The organism is Pseudoalteromonas sp. APC 3495, from assembly GCF_030407645.1.
GTDB lineage: Bacteria > Pseudomonadota > Gammaproteobacteria > Enterobacterales > Alteromonadaceae > Pseudoalteromonas > Pseudoalteromonas tetraodonis.
The window spans coordinates 70,126-87,213 of the sequence record NZ_JASDDA010000009.1 but is presented as its reverse complement, the minus strand read 5'-3'; the positions used below and the strand labels follow the sequence as shown (position 1 = coordinate 87,213).

Genomic DNA, 17,088 nt, shown 5'->3' with positions numbered 1-17,088 from the left:
GGCTCTGTATTTTAAGAATTAAAGCTCAAAAGGAGCAACACCGACAGCTTGCATTGTGTAACCTACTTGGGCGATTTCGCCAGACCAAGTTTGCGTTTTAATAATACCCGTTACAACAATCGCATCGTATAAGCTATCGATAGGGACACCGCCTTTAATGGTCACATGAACCAGCTGATTTGGCGGCGGCGGGGGCACATGAATACAGGCACCAAAGTAAGGGACTAATAAAAACTCGGTGATAAGTTCGCTATCGCCTTCAAGAGGTACAACAAAACCAGGTAAGCTAACAGACTGCCCATCAAGTGCTTTAACAACTGGCGCGTCTAAATCAGGTTGTACCCAGTTTTGTTCACTGCCTTCGTGATTAGCTTGTGCTTGAGTATCTATTTGTACATGGCCCTCGGGTATGAGGTCTTCCCAAAAAATTTCCTTGGATGGATTTGCAACGCTAGCAAAGCTAATTAGCACTGCGCTTAATAGCATTAAAGAGTGTGTAGTTACTTTAAACAACGTCATGATCATCCTAAAGTTTATATTTTTATACTCATACCATCACTGAGAGAATAAAAGTAAGCGCGTGTTGCGGGGATCAAACCAATAATGAATCCCGCAGCCATAATAACGCCAATCAAAGTGAGTTCATAGTCAGAGAGCATACTGATATTAATGCTAACCCCTGCTTGGCTTTGCAAGTAACCCGCCGTAGTGCCCATAAGTGCATAAAATAAAATACACCCTATCAAACAGCCTAAAAAGGTGGTGAGCAGTGATTCCATACTGATCAGCGAAAATAACTGCCAAGGGCGAGCACCCACAGAGCGTAATATTGCCAATTCTCTGCGGCGTTGATTAAGGTTAGCAAGTAGTGTGGTTAACATACCGAGCAAGCTAATAATGACCACCACAAATGAAAATAACAGCAGTATTTTTTCTATTATTGCCAGCATTTCCCAAAGCTCTTTTAAAGTGACTGTGGGCATAATCGCTAATAGAGGCTCTTGTTTATATTGGTTAATGTTGCGCCTAATTTGTAGCGTATAAAGCGGTGAGTCGAAGCCCATTAAAAAGGCGGTAATTTGTTTTGGGTGCCCAATTAATGCATGGCTCGAGTGATCATGATGATCGTCATGATCATGATGGCCGCCACCATGGATCAGCTCAATTGCCGCCAGTGGCACATGCAAGGTTTTATCCACTGGGGTACCGGTAGGCTTTAAGATACCGACCACTTTAAAAGGGTTATCATCATGATGATGAAAGCTAGTATTGCCCATACCATGAGAAATAACGATTTCATCGCCAATTTGATAAGCTAATTTTTTTGCAACCTCACTACCTATAACAACTTCATTGATGCTAGAAAAAGCCTGTCCTTGTTCAAATACTAAGGGCTGTTTTTTGGCAAATCGGTAGTGCTTAAAATAATCGAGTGTGGTGCCTAAGACTGCTTGGCCTTTGTGGCTATCTCCAAGGCTGATAGGAATGCTCCACTTAACCCCGCGCTGTTTTGTTATGTATTGATAGCTTTGCCAACTCACCCCATTGTTGGTATGGCCAATCCTAAACACCGAGGAGAGTAGTAATTGAATATCGCCAGTACGTGCGCCAACAATTAAATCGGTACCCGAAATGGTATTACTAAAACTACTTTTGGCATCCACGCGAACGCGCTCAATACTGAGTAATAACATGACGCTAATCGCGATAGTGAGCAATGTGAGTAATACGCTGGCACGTCTATTGAGCAAACTTTTATAGGCAAGTTTAAATAAAATCATACATCACCTTGTAAACTTACTAAGTCGATTGTGCGGCTAAAGAGTGGCTTTAATGTTTCATCGTGACTGACAAAAACAAGCGTGCTGTTACTTTTTTTTGCTTGTTCAAATAGCAGCTTAATAAAGCTTTCACGATTTTGGGTATCAAGTGCTGAAGTAGGCTCATCGGCAATAATAAGTTCAGGGCTGCCTATAAATGCGCGTGCTGCAGCAACACGCTGTTGTTGCCCAATACTTAAAGTGGCAACATTTTGATTATGAAAGTGCGCCTCTAACCCCAGTGCATTGAGTAATCTGGCTGCTTCACTCTCTAAATTATCGGCTTGGCTGAGCATGTGTTGCTGACGCTTTTTCGAAAATTGGCACCCTAAACACACGTTTTCTAATGGGGTTAAATAAGGTAGTAAATTAAAGTTTTGGAAAATATAGCCAATATGATCCGCTCTAAATGCATCGCGCTGTGCGTTGGTGAGCGCACTTAGGTTTTGGTTTAAAACACAAAGTTGGCCGCTAGTGGTTACATTAATGCCTGCCAGTAGCGCTAGTAAGGTAGATTTACCACTACCGCTTGGACCATGTAAAAAAACATGTTCCCCAGCATTAATCGTAAGCTGCTTAATAGCGAGAGTCGGGGTGACTGCGCTTTTTTGCCATTTGAAAGAGACATTCTCAAGGTTGATCATAACGGCTTACCAACTCCAATAGTTAAGTCTTTTGCGCATTTTAAATTGTCTAATAAAATTAAGCGGTTTTGCTTTGAGCTTTTCATCACTATGCAACAGTTCATTGGTTGCGCAAAGTACTCGTTGGCTTGATTTACCATCTGTGTATGGGTGTAACTCTTGGCAAAAAGCTTCAATATTATCTACAAGTTCTTTTGGGTAAGTTAGTGCGTAGTCTATTGCGGCTTCAACGTTATTTTTATCCGTAATATCAAGTAAGTGTTTTTCAGGTGCTTTATTGCAAAACGTTACAACTGGTTTTCGTTGTACCAAAAACATCAGTAATATGGATGAAGTGTCGCACAGCATTACATCAGCAGATTGTAATAAAGGAATAACATTGTCTGTTTCAACAAAGGTTAGATTGTCATTACTTAACGCTTTGTATTTATCAACCCACTCTTGTGCCATTTTAGGATGAAACTGAACTAAGAGTCGCCATTTACCGCTTTCACTAAAGTGTTTTATTTGTTCATAAAGTTTAGGTGCAAGAGATAAGCGTTTTGAGAATGTAGAGCAGATCAATACTGTTGGGCGAGAGTCTGTTTCATCAATGTGGCTAGGCTTTGAGTTACCGTTAAAAAATTGATCTAGGGGAGGCCAACCTGTTTCTACTACCTTAAAATAACCCAATTTTTTTTGTAACGCCGTAAATGGAGCCGTTGTATTTGGGCCTTGTGTACAATATAAATCAAAGCAGCCCCGCACTTTAAAGTGATCGTTTTGGCCTTTTTTATTTAGCTTTCCAGCATCAAAGCCGTGAAAAACAGCCACTTTCTTTCCGGGAAAAAATGTAGGGATAGAGTTCGCTGGTGCAAAGGTTGCGTCAGGCGCCCATTGATTTATTTCATGAATAGAATTTAGTGTTTTTTCATCACTTTTCAAAAAGTCAGGATTAACATTATCACCTTCTAAAAACCATTTAACTTCCCCTCCTTGAGCTAATATTTCTGCTTGCAAAGGCCTTAAAATAGCATAGGAATAATTTTGAGAAATATACATTAAATATTTCTTATTCTTAGTGGCAGTTAAATAGTTCAAGCTAGCTCCTTAGGGCAAGTAATCATGCAAGTTTACCCCAATGCGCCAGCTAGATAAATATACTGAGATGATTTGTTTTTAGCCTAAGATTGAGCTTTGTGGTTGGCTAGATTATTATAGAGCGCCTAACCCCAATTCCATACTTTGCTCTTTGAGCATGCCAAACCCCGGAGATAGCATGACTAGCTATAAAGTTTTAGACGTAAACGATGACTTACCCATTCGTACCAAAGGTAAAGTACATAGTGGCAAAGTGCGTTCAGTTTATTGGTTAACCGATGCAGATAGCAAACGCTTAATAAATGAAAAAGGCTATAACGTTCCTGCCGATACTGAATTAGCCATTATGGTTATTTCTGACAGAATTTCTGCTTTTGATTGCATATGGCAAGGTGAAAATGGCCTAAATGGCGTTCCTGGTAAAGGGATTGCATTAAACTCAGTGGCTGCTCATTGGTTTAACATGTTTAATGAAGCCGGTTTGGCGGGTAATCATATTGTTGATATTCCTCATCCATACGTATGGATTGTTCGTAAAGCCAGTACGGTTAAAGTTGAAGCGATTGCTCGTCAATATATTACCGGCAGTATGTGGCGCGACTACGCCAAAGGCGAAAGACACTTTTGTGGTTTGCAGCTTCCCGAAGGCTTAAAAGCGAATCAAAAGCTTGAGCAAGTACTTATAACTCCCTCTACTAAGGGTATTATAGAAGGGGTTGCTGATATTCCTGCCGTTGATGATGTAAACATCACTCGTGAAAATATTACAAACAACTTAGATGTTTTTAATTTTAAATCGGCTGACGATGTCGCCAAATACGAAAAATTATTGGTAGAAGGGTTCGAGCTAATTAGTAATGAGTTAGCTAAGCTCGGGCAAATTTTCGTAGATACTAAATTTGAATTTGGTTACGTAGAAGATTTAAATGGTGCGCAGCAACTTATTTATATTGATGAAGTAGGGACACCCGATTCATCGCGTATTTGGGATGAAGCATCTTATAGAGATGGCAAGATTGTTGAAAACTCAAAGGAAGGTTTCCGTCAGCTGTTAATTAATAACGTACCAGAGAATGATGTGTTATTAAATAAAGACCGTATGGCTGAGCGTGAGCAGTTAGCAAAAGATTATATTTTACCTGAGTCAGTAATGCTTGAAGTGTCTGACACTTATGTGGGCATCGCGAGCAAAATTATTGGTAAAGAGATTATTATACCTAATGATCCGCGCCAAGAAGTGATTGCTATTTTAGATGCTGATTACGGTTTAATCGTTAAATAACGTAGTAAGTAGACAGAAATAGCAAAGCTCATTTTAACTAATGAAAAAGTATTTATTTTAAGTTACTGAACTATAATTCTTGCAATTAGTGCTCGTCTCTAATTAACTTAACCTATGGTGAATTTTTGGGTGTGGTTATGTTAGAGCGAGCATGGCAAGTTATTGCAAAACGTCGTTATTTATTAGTACTGGGTGTATTGTTTAATGTATCGGCTTTTGGTAATAACATTAATTTGGTTATTAAAGATCAGCATGGCCAAGTATTGCCTAATGCTGTCGTAGAAATAAATCATTTACCTTCTTCAAAAACTTCGGGCAATTTACCCACAGCGGTAATGGATCAAGTTGATAAACAGTTTTCTCCAGAGTTGCTTATTGTGCACCAAGGTCAGTACGTCGACTTTCCAAATAGCGATAATATTCGCCACCATGTTTATTCTTTTTCAAAAGCTAAACCTTTTCAATTAAAGCTCTATTCTGGCCAGCCAGAAGAACCTATTAAGTTTGATAATCAAGGTGTTGTTGTTCTAGGCTGCAATATTCATGACTCCATGGTGGGCTATATATATGTCGCTAACAGTAGTCATGTGTATACCAGTAACGAGCAAGGCCAGATAAAGCTGCAAGTAGACACTTTTCCTGTGCAAGCCAGTGTTTGGCATTCACTGCAAACAGCTCCCTTGGATAATAAAAAACTGTTTAATATAGAATCAACCAGCCCGTTATCAATAACTATAAATACATCTACCCCTGCACCACGTAATACCTTTGGCAGTCAATTTAGGGAAGGCAATGGCCAATAATTTACGCAGTCGTATTACAACGCTTTGCGTTGGCTTGGTATTACTCACTACCTTGGTTAGTTTACTGAGCTTTTGGTGGTCTACCAGTAAATTTCAGGCAGAAAAAGTGCAACAAAATATAACGGTTGCGCAAAGCGTTTATAAACAATATTTAAAATCAAAAGAGAGCTTATTATTAACAGCCGCAAAGGTGTTAACCGCTGATTTTGGTTTTAAGCAAGCGGTTGCAACTCGTGATGCCGCCACTATTAGCAGTGTGTTATACAACCACAGTCAACGGATCAATGCGGATCTTATGCTGTTGCTCGATTTATCAGGGCGGTTAGTATCAGCTAATGTTAATGCACAAAATTTTGCCGATAACCTACAGCCCTTAATGGATGAGTTATTAAATAATTCTGAGCAATCGAGCTTTGTGGTGTTAAATAACCAGCTGTACCAAGTGATTTTATTGCCAGTTAAAACTCCCAGGACTATCGCTTACAGTTTGGTCGGATTTAAAATAACATCTGCAGTGGCTACTGAGCTAAAAAGCTTAACCGGAATGGAGGTTAGTTTTGTTGCGCAATTAGATGATTTTGCAACAAGCTCGCTAGTATCCCAACCAGATAACTTTCAACCAATAGCGTACTTTACCAAAAAAACTACGGCTCGTTTTTTTGCCGAATATTTGGCCTATGAAAACGAACAAATAGCTTTACCCTCTTTACAATCGCATCCGATAACCTTACTGCTTAGCGCAGATTTAAGCTCGAGTTATCGCGATATTGAGCAATTATTATTAACGCTGATCACACTCGCTGTTTTAACTATGTTATTTGGTGTGATCACCAGTAGTTTGTTAGCAAATAATTTAACGACAGGACTTTCACAGTTAGCGGTTATTGCCAGACAGTTTGCAAAAGGCGACTACCGCTTTAAATTTGAAGGTAAAAAGCAAAGCAGTGAAATAGAAACGCTCGTGAATGCTTTTAATAACATGGGTAATGATATTAATAAGCGTGAGCAGCAAATAAGTTTTCAAGCACATCACGATACTTTAACAGGGTTTTATAACCGTTCTGCTATGTTAGATTTATTAGCTAAGCGGCTCACTAATGATGCGCGGTACACGCTTGTTGCTATTGATATAAAAGGCTTAAGGCATATAAACGATAAGCTTGGTCCACAAGTAGGGGATGGATGTTTAATTGCAGTGGCAAACCGTATTCGTCAATTTTCTGATGAGCTAGGTGGTTTCCATGCCCGTATTGGTGGCGATGAATTTTTAACGGTTTACCCTTGTGCAGAGGTTGAGCAGGTAAAATGTGCAGTGGCTGATTTACTCAAGCAATTACAGCTAGCTTACAAGGTTAAAAATTTAAAAATAAGCTTACGTTTTAATGCTGGTATTGTGCAATACCCAGAGCAAGGGACTAAAGCAGACGATTTAATGCGACGTGTACTCATTGCTGTTGATGCAGCTACAACGAGTCAGCAAAGCTTACATTATTATCAAGACGGTGAAGATGAGGCGCATTTAGACCGTTTAATTATGCTTGATGAACTCAAACAAGCAATTGATGATGATAATGGACAATTATTTATGACCTATCAGCCTAAATTGAATATTAAAAGTCAGAAAATTGATAAGGTAGAGTCTCTTATTCGTTGGCAACGAAAAGATGGTGGCTGGGTCTCGCCTGAGGTCTTTATTGATTTAGCCGAGCAGTCAGGGTTAATAGTAGAGCTGACCGCTTGGGTTGTCGAGACTGTGATTGCACAAATAGCCGATTGGTCAAAAAAGGATATTCATTTACAAGCCGCTATAAATGTTTCTGCCCAAGATATTGCTCATTCAGGTTTTCACGCTTCGTTGGTAGCCACCTTAAATAAATACCAAGTAAACCCAAGCTCTGTCACTATTGAGTTGACGGAGCGCGATATGATTGAAAATGAAGCCCAAGGTATTAAAGCGTTAGAAGATTTAAAAACTATTGGCGTTAAAATCTCATTAGACGATTACGGTGTCGGACAAACATCATTGGGGCGCTTAAAGATGTTACCTATTGATGAGCTTAAGTTAGATAAATGCTTTATTTTAACTCTGCACGAATCACAAAAAGATCAATACATAGTGCGCTCTTCAATCACATTGGGTCACCAATTGGGGTTTTCTGTTGTGGCTGAGGGTGTGGAAACCGCTGAGTCTTTATCAATGCTTCACGAAATGCAATGCGATCATGCGCAAGGTTATTATTTAAGTCGCCCTTTAAAAGCGCAGCAATTAGAACAATGGTTAGAGGAATATCAGCGTGTACATTAAGTTATTATTCGCCTTGGCACTCTCATTTTGTAGTGCGTTAAGTATGGCTGCTACGGGGAAATTATTAGCAACACCTGGGGTGTCTCAAATTGAAGGTAGTGCAGGGGGCGGATTAGTTCCTTGGGCACAATTAGCAGGGTATGCCAGTGAAGACGAATGGGCTGTTAATGGTTTTTGTAGTCGTGCTGATGTTACTGACTACCGTCTTGATGTCTGCGGCATGCAGCTAAACCTATTCAATCGAGTTGAGCTCAGTTATGCGGCGCAGCAGTTTGATGTGCCTGCGCTCAATACCGAAATAGAGCAGTCAATTACTGGAGCAAAAGTACGTTTATACGGTGATATTGTTTATAGTCAGTGGCCACAGCTAAGTGTGGGCGTACAGCATAAATCACTAGAGGATGGCACAGTAGCAAAGTTAGTTGGCGCAAAAAATACCAGTGGTACAGATGTGTACCTAGCCGCCAGTAAATTACATTTGGGCGCACTTGCTGGGTACAACTGGTTTTGGAATGTGACCACCCGCTACAGTAAAGCCAATCAGCTAGGACTGTTAGGGTATGGCGGGGCTAATGAGGGCAGCCATATTTTGCTAGAAGCAAGTAGTGCAGTTTTTGTAAGTCGTGAACTTGCCATTGGTGTTGAATATCGACAAAAAGCCAACAACTTGGGGTTAGGCGAACAAGATTGGCGTGATTTATTTATAGCGTGGATACCAAATAAGCATATGAGTGTGACTGCGGCCTATTTAGATTTAGGGCGGATTGCTGGTGTTGATAATCAAACTGGCTGGTATTTATCGGTTACGGGGTATTGGTAATGAAACTGAGTGTATTTATTTTTTGTTGTTTAAACTTACTTGCAGGGTGTACAACCCAACCCAACACCTCTTTGTATCACCAGCTTGGCGAACAAGCTGGGCTTGAGAGGCTAACTGATAGTTTTATTACACAAATAGGTAATGACCAACAAGTGTTTCATTACTTTGAGCACAGTAATATCAGTCATTTTCGACAAGGGTTTATTAGCCATTTATGTTCGCTGGTGGAGGGCCCTTGTGAATATAAAGGTGACTCTATGGTTGCTATTCATACTGGCATGAATATAAACGAAAAAGACTTCAATCACGTTGTCGATTTATTAATAAATGCAATGAACGAGCAAAATATCCCACATACAGTGCAAAATAAAATTTTAGCTAAAATGGCGCCATTGCGTGGCGAAATTATTAAGATTTAATTTTATAATCAAATGCATACATTTAAAAATATGCTTGGTATTACTCACTTGTAATTTTGGCAAGATCCGCAGTTTTATATCGTCTTTGCATATGAATACTCGATCTATGAATTAAATTTCTGATAAATGTACTGCGGTTTGAGTGCGAACCTGCATTAGCGCTTGTTATTTCACTAATAAAGCTTCGATCTTCGGCAACCGGGTAGGGTTTTATGCCAATCATACTTAGCCCTACTTCTGTGTGAAATTGCATATCGACATCTACGGGTCTAAAAAATGGTTTTCTTTGCAGTAGTTTTTTAGCCCCACTTAATGAAATGATGTAGCCTTGAGTGCCATTTGGTGCTTTTTTATAATTACCGACTGTTAGATTATTTTCTAATGGGGCACTGTCAATAAATGGAAAATTTCTGTTGTCAGATAATTTTATTAAATCCCAGTTTTTCAATTTAAGCGCCGCATCAACAACATCTTTAAGTGAAGCTTCAATGAAAAGGTCATCCTCTAATACAACACAAAAAGGCATGTTTTCATTAACCATTTTTTGCCAAAGGCGCATATGACTTACATAGCAACCAATTTCACCTGCAGATAGATTGCGATTGTAACGTTTTTTATTTTTTTTCGGGCAATACCACTTGAGGGTTTCTTCTTCACTAAGGTTTTTGCCAATGGTCGCTTCAAAACGTTCAGCATTTAAGTGTAGACTGGTAAGTCGCTTTAGGGTTGTTTCCCAACGGTCTTCGCAGCCTTGCATATTGATAATGTAAAAAGGGATTGGCATAATTTTATTTTACTTAGAAACCTCAAAGCAGCTATTTTAGCATTATTATAATTTGTAACCAGTCTAAATTCTGTTTATAAACAGGCTGTAATAATATATAGCTATTTCATTTCCTCAAATTTGGAAAGACGATGAAAAACATGGTCAGTGCACAATGGTTACATGCTCGCTTAGAGCAAGCTAACCTGGTTATTTTTGATGCGGGTATGTTACGTCCCTCAGCTGCGGGGGAGTACTCACCCGTTGCCATGCTTCCTAAAGCACAACGGTTTGATATCAAAAAAGAACTCGCAGATACCTCAAACCCATTGCCTAATACCTTGTGTAGTGCAGAACAATTTACTCAAGTGATGCAAAAAGCGGGAGTGAATCACGATTCACTTGTGGTGATTTATGAAGATGCAGGGTTATTCAGTGCAGCTAGAGCTTGGTGGATGTTTAAAGCCATGGGGTTTGATAACGTAAAAGTCCTCAGTGGCGGTTTAGCCAAGTGGCTTGAACTCGGGCTTCCGGTTGAATCAAACTATACACAAGCATCATTAAAAGGCGATTTTATTGCTCAATACCGGCCTGATTACTTTATTAATAAAAAACAGGTGCTAAGTGCTACTGAGGATGCCAATACAGTTATTTTAGATGCACGCGCTTATGAGCGCTTTACCGGCAAAAGTAGTGAGCCAAGAGCCGGAATGCGCAGCGGCCATATTATTAATAGCTATTCGCTACCTTTAACTAGTCTATTAGAAAATGGTGAAGCAAAATCACTCGACTTTATACAGGCAAAGTTTAGTGAATTAGTCGGTAATGCAACCCACTTACAATTTAGCTGTGGCTCTGGTGTTACTGCCTGTGCGCTTGCGCTGTTTGCCGATGAATGCGGCTATAGTAATTTAAGTGTGTACGATGGCTCGTGGAGTGAATGGGGCGCTGATAACTCACTGCCTATTGCTGTGTGTGGCTAATTTAGCTATAAGGGCAATTTTTACAACCATTTTTGCAGCAAGTACCACGCTTTAAAAAATACCACTTACTAAACACCATGTAACTATTTTGCATGGTGTAATCTAACCCTTCAATTAAATTATCATGGCTTCTAAATTGTTTAGCAAAAGCGATTTGAGCTTTTATTGGTTGGGTGTATATAGTCTCTAAATAGCTATTTATTTTAGCAAGAGAACATGATCGGCATAAGCAGCTGGTTGCTGTATCATCGAGTGGTAAAATAGCGGGTAACTGATAACACCAACATGCGGTTATATCATTAACATTACAGTTAAGCGTTGTATTACATTGGCTGCAGTTTATCTGGGTCATTTTAGGTCTTATTAACAGTAGAGCAGCAAGAATAACAAACATTATGAATATACAAAAAGCATTGGCTGAATTTATTACATTTGGGGAGCAAAGAGACGAAGCAATCTCAGTAATAGTGTCAAGCTCTGCGCACAATGCTAAGCCACTTTATAAGTTAACGACACCCGTATTGATTGATGTGCTTAAGCGCTGTGTAAGTAATGAAATAGATCTCGATGATCTCGCGCTTTGGGCCAACGTCATTGAATCAAGAGCAGATATAGATAGCGCTGAGCATGAAGGGGTTATTTATGCGCTGAGCAATAGCGAACAAATGGGCGAGTTTAGCCATACAAAGCTTGAACAATTATTAGCATTATTAAAGGACTAGATTTAGGCTAACTCAACTCTTTTAGATGCGAGCTTACTGCGGTTTTATGTAACGGATAAATAATACTAAGCCGCATTTAAGTTAAATCCGGCTTAGTATTTTCTGACAACTGACAACTGACAACTGACAACTGACAACTGACAACTTGTTTACTTATGATAGCTCAAGCAAGTTTCTACTTCGTCTTTAGAGCCTAAAATAACCGCAACACGCTGATGGATGGCATCAGGCTGAATATCCATAATACGCTCAGTGCCTGTTGAAGCAATACCACCTGCTTGCTCTACTAGCATTGCCATTGGGTTTGCTTCATAAAGTAAACGCAGTTTATTAGGCTTATTAGGATCTTTAGTATCAGTTGGGTAAGTAAATAAGCCACCACGGCTAAGTACACGGTGTACATCGCCAACCATTGCAGCAATCCAACGCATATTGAAGTTTTGAGCACGAGGGCCTGTATCTCCCGCAAGTAAATCATTAATGTAGTTTTGCATCGCCGGTTCCCAGTGGCGCTGGTTTGAGGCATTAATTGCAAATTCATTGGTTTTAGCAGGAATAGCGGCAAAATCTTGGGTAAGTAAAAAGCTACCTTGGGTTTTATCTAAGGTAAACATGCGTGTACCTTTACCCGTTGTTAGCGCAAGCATGGTCGATGGCCCATACAGTACGTAACCTGCAGCTACTTGTTGATGCCCAGGTTGCATAAAAATCTTTTCATCAGCAGCATCAGAGCCCACCGGCGCTTTCATAATAGAAAATATAGTGCCTACTAGCGAGTTAATATCGGTGTTTGACGAGCCATCAAGTGGATCAAATGCAACAATGTACTCGGCATCTGGGTTACCGGCAACAGTATAATCTTCTTCTTCAGAGGCGATCGCTTTAACTGTGCCTGACTCCAGCAATATATCTTTTAATAACTGATTAGACAGTACATCGAGTTTCTTTTGTGTTTCGCCTTGAATGTTTTCATCGAGGGTTGAGCCTAATACGCCCGATAATTCACCTTGACCGACGCGAAATGAAATTTCTTTACATGCCGCTAAAATAGTACGAATTAACGACAAAAGTTCTCTTGAACAGCCATCTTCTAGTAATACTGGTGGGAGTCTACGCATTCTTTTTTCCTGATAACGTGTTAAAACTAATCATAATGTGAGAGAGATTAGTTTAGAGCGCTGAAATTCGTCTTAAATAACTGTATTGTATAAATAACCCCCTATAATGGGATACCTACATCGCATTTAAAACGCTAATAACAAAGATAAGATTATGCAAAAAATATCACGATTAAGTTACATACTCTTTACTGTGTTGCTCTGTATGATAACTCAAGCGCACGCAGCAATTAAGTCTATTGACGAATTTACTGAAAAAATGAACCATTTCCCGGGTTATTTTTCTTTCTTTTACGATACGCAAAACGGCAATGTGTATTTAAAGGTTGATAAACTTGAACAACAATTTTTATTACAACACAGCTTACCTTATGGAGTAGGGTCTAACGATATTGGTTTAGATAGAGGCCAATTAGGCGGTACTTATTTGGTACAGTTTGAGCGCTTTGGCAATAAGGTTATGTTGCGCGCTGTAAATACTTACTACCGTGCAAACACAAGTAATCTAGCAGAGCAGCAAAGCGTTAAAGAAGCGTTTGCATCCAGTATTTTGGCGGGTTTTAAAGTTGTCGCGCAAGATGACAATGCTGCATTAATTGATTACACCCCCTATTTACTAAGCGATGTACATGGCGTAAGCCGTACTTTAGCTGCGCGCAAGCAAGGGCAGTTTAGCCTTGATGAGTCACGCAGTGCGGTATTTATAAATCGCTCAAAAGCATTTTTGAAAAATACTGAACTTGAAGCCATTCTCACCTTTAAAGGGTCTAAACCAGGTGAATATGTGCGCCAAGTGAGTGCTGATCCATACGCGCTAACCGTGCATATGCACCATTCATTAATCAAATTGCCTGATGACAATTACACGCCACGTAAATTCAGCCCGCAATCGGGTTATTGGAGTGTGGAGCATAAAAATTATGCAGCAGGGCTCGATGAGTCTATGTATGTGCGTTACATTCCACGCCATCGGTTAATAAAAAAAGATCCGAGTCTGGCTGTAAGTGAACCGGTCGAACCCATTGTGTATTACTTAGACCCTGGCGTACCTGAACCAGTAAAAACGGCTTTATTAGAAGGCGGGCAATGGTGGAATAACGCCTTTAATGCAGCAGGATATAAAAATGCATTTGAAGTTAAAGTGCTACCAGATAATGCTGATCCTATGGATGTGCGCTACAACGTTATTCAATGGGTGCATCGCGCAACTCGTGGTTGGTCTTATGGCAGTTCAATTATAGACCCACGTACAGGCGAAATTATTAAAGGCCATGTCACACTAGGATCGCTACGAGTACGCCAAGATATTTTAATTGCTGAATCACTGGCAGCGCCTTATTTAAAAGGCAATGAAGTAGCAAGTACCTTACATGCAATGGCACTTGATCGTATTCGTCAACTCAGTGCTCACGAAATTGGTCATACACTGGGTATTGCGCACAACTTTGCTGCGTCAGTAAATAATCGTGCTTCGGTGATGGACTATCCGCATCCGTTGTTAAGTTTTGCTGATAATGGTCAGTTAGATGTATCTGATGGTTATGCTAAAGGCATGGGGGCATGGGATACCCAAGTGATCAAATATGGCTACAGCGACTTTACCGGACAAGATGAAAGCGCAGCACTCGCTGCTATTTTACAGCAAAATAAAGCGCAAGGTTTGGCGTTTATTTCTGACAGTGATGCCCGTGCCAAAGGTGGGGCGCACCCTACAGCGCACCTTTGGGATAACGGCAGTAATCCAAGTGAAGAATTACTTAGAGTGCTTGATGTGCGAAAGCAGGCGCTTGGGCAGTTTGGTATTAATAATATAAAAACTGGGGTTGCGCTATCGCAATTGGAAGAAAAGCTAGTACCGCTTTATTTGTTCCACCGTTATCAAGTTGAAGCGGTTGCTAAGCTTATCGCGGGCGTTGATTATGACTATGAGATACGCAGTGATGCACCCGTTAAAGGCGCCCAAGTTGTAACTAAAGAGGCTCAACAACAAGCGGTTAATGCCATTTTAGCGACCCTAAAAGCAAGCAACTTAACGCTTCCAGAGTCGATACTTTCCTTAATCGTGCCTAAAGCGTATGGCGAGTCTAAATCACGAGAAAGTATAGTGGGGCGTACCGGCTTAACCATGGATGCACTTGCATTACCTGAAGTCGCCGCGCAGCATAGCTTATCGCTATTACTTAATGCTCAACGATTAAATCGTCTAGCGCAGCAGCAAGTGCGAGATAACCGCTTTTATGGCTTAGATGAGCTGCTTAAACAATTATATAAGCAGGTGTTTAATGTATCAGCGCCTGCCACTATGACAGGAAAAGTAACGCAACGAGTACAGTACTTAACGGCAAAAACTATGGCTGATCTTGTCGCTAGCCAAACACTAAGTCCAGAGGTGCAAGCGCAACTGCATTTTTACCTAAATAAACTAGCGGATGAGTTTAATCAACACTCTTTACTGAGCCATCCTGAAGTAGGTGACAGCGCATTTAAAGACTATTTAGCGGCGCAAATTAATCAGTTTTTAACAACAGGCCAGTGGCCTGATAACTTTAAAGCGTTACCCATACCACCAGGCTCACCTATTTAATAGTACAAGCCAGAGGATAAAGGCGCTGTATAAACGTTACGTTTCATGGTGCCTTGTTTTTAGGGTGTTACTTTTGCTTGCATAAAGTTGGTTTTTTGTTAATCTAGCCACCCCCTATTTTAGTCTTTTTGAGGTGTTTATGGCGTTTTTATCTCGTTCGATATTGGCGTTATCAATGGCACTTTTAAGCTGCAATGCAATCGCACAAAAGCAATGTGATGTTGAACTTCGTCATGGTTTAATTATTACCGATGATGTGATCCGTATTGTTGATAAAGGCCAAACTAGGGTGCAAATTAACAATAATAATCAACTGTTTATTCGAGGCTACTGGGTCGATTTAAGTACCGACGAAAGTAAAGTGCTAGAACAATTTAGCAATGGTATTCGTCAAACGGTTCCTGAGCTAGTCGATTTAGCGACTGATGGTGTAAACCTGGGACTCAGTGCTATTGAGCATGTTGTTGAGGGCATGTCAGATAAAGAACCCGAAGTGCTAAAAACGCAATTACAATATGTAGAGCGTGCACTTATGGATAAGTTTAAGCGTGGCGACGACTTCTTTTTTATAGCCCCTCAATCGCTTTCCCAAATTGATGATTTTTTTACTAAAGAAATTAGCCAAAAAATACACTCTGCAGTACATGGCTCTTTGGGTGCTATTTTAATGTCGCTCGGGGATGCGTTTAAATCTCGAGAAGGCAATATAGAAGACCGCATGAACGACATGGGGCAACGCATGGATATCATCACCAAAGAAATCGATAAGTCGTTGCAGAAAAAAGCCCACCAATTAGAACTTAAAGCCTCTGAATACTGTGAATGCTTAAATTCTCTAGATATTACAGAGTCTCGCCTACAAGCCATTGTACCCGGGATGACAGACTTTGATTTAGTGCAGATTAAATCATAAGAGCAGGTTTTAGGCGTCAGGTTTCAGAAAGGGCTGCGGTCAGTTTGAAGCTGTTTTCCTAATACCTAAACAGCCTTACAGTTTTATCTCTGCGGCGGTTAGTGGGCGGTATTCACCTGCAGCCAGATCTTCACCTAACTTTATACCCGCAATTTGTTCACGATGTAATTCAACTACTTTGTTATCTACCGCTGCTAGCATACGTTTTACTTGGTGATACTTACCCTCAGAAATAGACAAGCGTAAACCATAATTCCCCAAGCGCTCAGCAATAGCAGGGCGAGTTAAATCTTTTTCATTGTGAAGCTGTACACCGTCGCGTAATTGCTGCAGTGCATCATCGGTAATCGGCTCTTGGGTTTCAACCAAATAGGTTTTAAATTTATTCTTTTTCGGCGAGGTAATTTTATGTGACCACTCGCCATCGTTAGTAATAAGCACTAGGCCTGTCGTGTCTATGTCTAAACGCCCAGCAACATGGAAATCGCTCAAATTTGGCTCATCAAGCAAATCAAATACGGTTTTGTGTAACTCATCCGAATTAGCGCATACATAACCTACCGGCTTATTGAGCATAAAGTAGCGTTTACCTAAAAAAACTAATGGCTCGTCATAAAACAGCACGTCATCTTGTAGAGTAACTTGAAAGTCGAATGCCGTGATCACCTCGCCATTAACGCTAGCCGCTTGGCTTTTTATTGCCGCACGGGCTTTTGAGCGTGGTAACTCTGCTAAATGGCTAATAAATTTATCTAAACGGCAAGGAAATTTCATGTTGTTCACATTTTTAGTCGGCTACAATGGCCGCGAGTATAGCGGATAGTGAAATGCC

Annotated in this window: 17 protein-coding genes; 9 read left to right on the top strand and 8 right to left on the bottom strand. The window is 40.3% G+C overall.

Annotated features, from left to right (window positions below; all coding sequences use genetic code 11):
- Positions 1 to 18 precede the first annotated feature (18 nt).
- From QL984_RS05860 to QL984_RS05845, 4 genes are read right to left on the bottom strand one after another with little or no spacing between them, the layout of a single operon-like run.
- Positions 19 to 519, bottom strand: a complete 501-nt coding sequence (locus tag QL984_RS05860; RefSeq protein ID WP_036955789.1) for a DUF3299 domain-containing protein — start codon at positions 517 to 519, stop codon at positions 19 to 21.
- A 14-nt stretch (positions 520 to 533) separates the two neighbouring features.
- A complete protein-coding gene (locus tag QL984_RS05855) occupies positions 534 to 1,781 on the bottom strand; it encodes an ABC transporter permease (RefSeq protein WP_036955792.1) in 1,248 nt (415 codons plus the stop codon).
- Positions 1,778 to 2,464: an ABC transporter ATP-binding protein gene (locus QL984_RS05850; protein WP_028834508.1), complete on the bottom strand. Its 687-nt coding sequence runs from the start codon at positions 2,462 to 2,464 to the stop codon at positions 1,778 to 1,780. Before QL984_RS05850 ends, QL984_RS05855 begins: the two co-directional genes overlap by 4 nt.
- A gap of 6 nt (positions 2,465 to 2,470) precedes the next feature.
- The gene (locus QL984_RS05845) at positions 2,471 to 3,505 is read right to left on the bottom strand and encodes a CDP-glycerol--glycerophosphate glycerophosphotransferase (RefSeq protein WP_013463934.1); all 1,035 of its coding nucleotides are present in this window, start codon (positions 3,503 to 3,505) and stop codon (positions 2,471 to 2,473) included.
- A 217-nt stretch (positions 3,506 to 3,722) separates the two neighbouring features.
- Between QL984_RS05845 and QL984_RS05840 the strand changes: the two genes are divergently transcribed.
- The 5 genes from QL984_RS05840 (at position 3,723) to QL984_RS05820 (ending at position 9,173) form a co-directional block, all read left to right on the top strand.
- On the top strand, positions 3,723 to 4,826 hold the full coding sequence (locus tag QL984_RS05840; protein ID WP_036955794.1) for a phosphoribosylaminoimidazolesuccinocarboxamide synthase: 1,104 nt from the start codon (positions 3,723 to 3,725) through the stop codon (positions 4,824 to 4,826).
- A gap of 137 nt (positions 4,827 to 4,963) precedes the next feature.
- Positions 4,964 to 5,629, top strand: coding sequence for a methylamine utilization protein (locus QL984_RS05835; RefSeq protein WP_036955795.1), 666 nt, complete (start codon positions 4,964 to 4,966; stop codon positions 5,627 to 5,629).
- The gene (locus QL984_RS05830) at positions 5,619 to 7,934 is read left to right on the top strand and encodes an EAL domain-containing protein (protein WP_036955798.1); all 2,316 of its coding nucleotides are present in this window, start codon (positions 5,619 to 5,621) and stop codon (positions 7,932 to 7,934) included. Before QL984_RS05835 ends, QL984_RS05830 begins: the two co-directional genes overlap by 11 nt.
- Positions 7,924 to 8,754, top strand: coding sequence for a DUF3034 family protein (locus QL984_RS05825; protein WP_036955801.1), 831 nt, complete (start codon positions 7,924 to 7,926; stop codon positions 8,752 to 8,754). Before QL984_RS05830 ends, QL984_RS05825 begins: the two co-directional genes overlap by 11 nt.
- Entirely contained in the window at positions 8,754 to 9,173 is a 420-nt protein-coding gene (locus QL984_RS05820; protein WP_036955810.1) for a group 1 truncated hemoglobin, read from the top strand. Before QL984_RS05825 ends, QL984_RS05820 begins: the two co-directional genes overlap by 1 nt.
- Positions 9,174 to 9,213: 40 nt before the next feature.
- On the opposite strand, the gene QL984_RS05815 is transcribed toward QL984_RS05820, so the two are convergent.
- A complete protein-coding gene (locus tag QL984_RS05815) occupies positions 9,214 to 9,957 on the bottom strand; it encodes a glycosyltransferase family 25 protein (RefSeq protein ID WP_036955812.1) in 744 nt (247 codons plus the stop codon).
- 131 nt (positions 9,958 to 10,088) lie between these two features.
- Here QL984_RS05815 and QL984_RS05810 point away from each other — a divergent pair, with 131 nt between their 5' ends.
- On the top strand, positions 10,089 to 10,919 hold the full coding sequence (locus QL984_RS05810) for a sulfurtransferase (RefSeq protein ID WP_036955815.1): 831 nt from the start codon (positions 10,089 to 10,091) through the stop codon (positions 10,917 to 10,919).
- A gap of 1 nt (position 10,920) precedes the next feature.
- Here the strand turns inward: QL984_RS05810 and QL984_RS05805 are convergent, their stop codons facing one another.
- Entirely contained in the window at positions 10,921 to 11,271 is a 351-nt protein-coding gene (locus QL984_RS05805; protein ID WP_036955954.1) for a cysteine-rich CWC family protein, read from the bottom strand.
- A gap of 43 nt (positions 11,272 to 11,314) precedes the next feature.
- Between QL984_RS05805 and QL984_RS05800 the strand changes: the two genes are divergently transcribed.
- The gene (locus QL984_RS05800) at positions 11,315 to 11,641 is read left to right on the top strand and encodes a hypothetical protein (protein ID WP_036955823.1); all 327 of its coding nucleotides are present in this window, start codon (positions 11,315 to 11,317) and stop codon (positions 11,639 to 11,641) included.
- Between the two features lie 149 nt (positions 11,642 to 11,790).
- Here the strand turns inward: QL984_RS05800 and QL984_RS05795 are convergent, their stop codons facing one another.
- Positions 11,791 to 12,759 carry a class 1 fructose-bisphosphatase gene (locus QL984_RS05795; RefSeq protein ID WP_008115459.1) on the bottom strand — a complete coding sequence of 323 codons (969 nt, stop codon included), beginning with the start codon at positions 12,757 to 12,759 and terminating at the stop codon, positions 11,791 to 11,793.
- Positions 12,760 to 12,913: 154 nt separating this feature from the next.
- Here QL984_RS05795 and QL984_RS05790 point away from each other — a divergent pair, with 154 nt between their 5' ends.
- Both QL984_RS05790 and QL984_RS05785 read left to right on the top strand, forming a co-directional pair.
- Entirely contained in the window at positions 12,914 to 15,343 is a 2,430-nt protein-coding gene (locus QL984_RS05790) for a zinc-dependent metalloprotease (RefSeq protein WP_024601675.1), read from the top strand.
- Between the two features lie 139 nt (positions 15,344 to 15,482).
- On the top strand, positions 15,483 to 16,256 hold the full coding sequence (locus QL984_RS05785; protein ID WP_008115461.1) for a YggN family protein: 774 nt from the start codon (positions 15,483 to 15,485) through the stop codon (positions 16,254 to 16,256).
- Positions 16,257 to 16,331: 75 nt separating this feature from the next.
- Here the strand turns inward: QL984_RS05785 and rsuA are convergent, their stop codons facing one another.
- Positions 16,332 to 17,030: a 16S rRNA pseudouridine(516) synthase RsuA gene (gene rsuA, locus QL984_RS05780; protein WP_024601674.1), complete on the bottom strand. Its 699-nt coding sequence runs from the start codon at positions 17,028 to 17,030 to the stop codon at positions 16,332 to 16,334.
- Between the last annotated feature and the right edge of the window lie 58 nt (positions 17,031 to 17,088).

Coding starts and splice junctions, on each gene's coding strand:
- QL984_RS05860 (WP_036955789.1), bottom strand. CDS start 519: ATGACGTTGTTTAAAGTAACTACACACTCTTTAATGCTATTAAGCGCA.
- QL984_RS05855 (WP_036955792.1), bottom strand. CDS start 1,781: ATGATTTTATTTAAACTTGCCTATAAAAGTTTGCTCAATAGACGTGCC.
- QL984_RS05850 (WP_028834508.1), bottom strand. CDS start 2,464: ATGATCAACCTTGAGAATGTCTCTTTCAAATGGCAAAAAAGCGCAGTC.
- QL984_RS05845 (WP_013463934.1), bottom strand. CDS start 3,505: ATGTATATTTCTCAAAATTATTCCTATGCTATTTTAAGGCCTTTGCAA.
- QL984_RS05840 (WP_036955794.1), top strand. CDS start 3,723: ATGACTAGCTATAAAGTTTTAGACGTAAACGATGACTTACCCATTCGT.
- QL984_RS05835 (WP_036955795.1), top strand. CDS start 4,964: ATGTTAGAGCGAGCATGGCAAGTTATTGCAAAACGTCGTTATTTATTA.
- QL984_RS05830 (WP_036955798.1), top strand. CDS start 5,619: ATGGCCAATAATTTACGCAGTCGTATTACAACGCTTTGCGTTGGCTTG.
- QL984_RS05820 (WP_036955810.1), top strand. CDS start 8,754: ATGAAACTGAGTGTATTTATTTTTTGTTGTTTAAACTTACTTGCAGGG.
- QL984_RS05815 (WP_036955812.1), bottom strand. CDS start 9,957: ATGCCAATCCCTTTTTACATTATCAATATGCAAGGCTGCGAAGACCGT.
- QL984_RS05810 (WP_036955815.1), top strand. CDS start 10,089: ATGAAAAACATGGTCAGTGCACAATGGTTACATGCTCGCTTAGAGCAA.
- QL984_RS05805 (WP_036955954.1), bottom strand. CDS start 11,271: ATGACCCAGATAAACTGCAGCCAATGTAATACAACGCTTAACTGTAAT.
- QL984_RS05800 (WP_036955823.1), top strand. CDS start 11,315: ATGAATATACAAAAAGCATTGGCTGAATTTATTACATTTGGGGAGCAA.
- QL984_RS05795 (WP_008115459.1), bottom strand. CDS start 12,759: ATGCGTAGACTCCCACCAGTATTACTAGAAGATGGCTGTTCAAGAGAA.
- QL984_RS05790 (WP_024601675.1), top strand. CDS start 12,914: ATGCAAAAAATATCACGATTAAGTTACATACTCTTTACTGTGTTGCTC.
- QL984_RS05785 (WP_008115461.1), top strand. CDS start 15,483: ATGGCGTTTTTATCTCGTTCGATATTGGCGTTATCAATGGCACTTTTA.
- rsuA (WP_024601674.1), bottom strand. CDS start 17,030: ATGAAATTTCCTTGCCGTTTAGATAAATTTATTAGCCATTTAGCAGAG.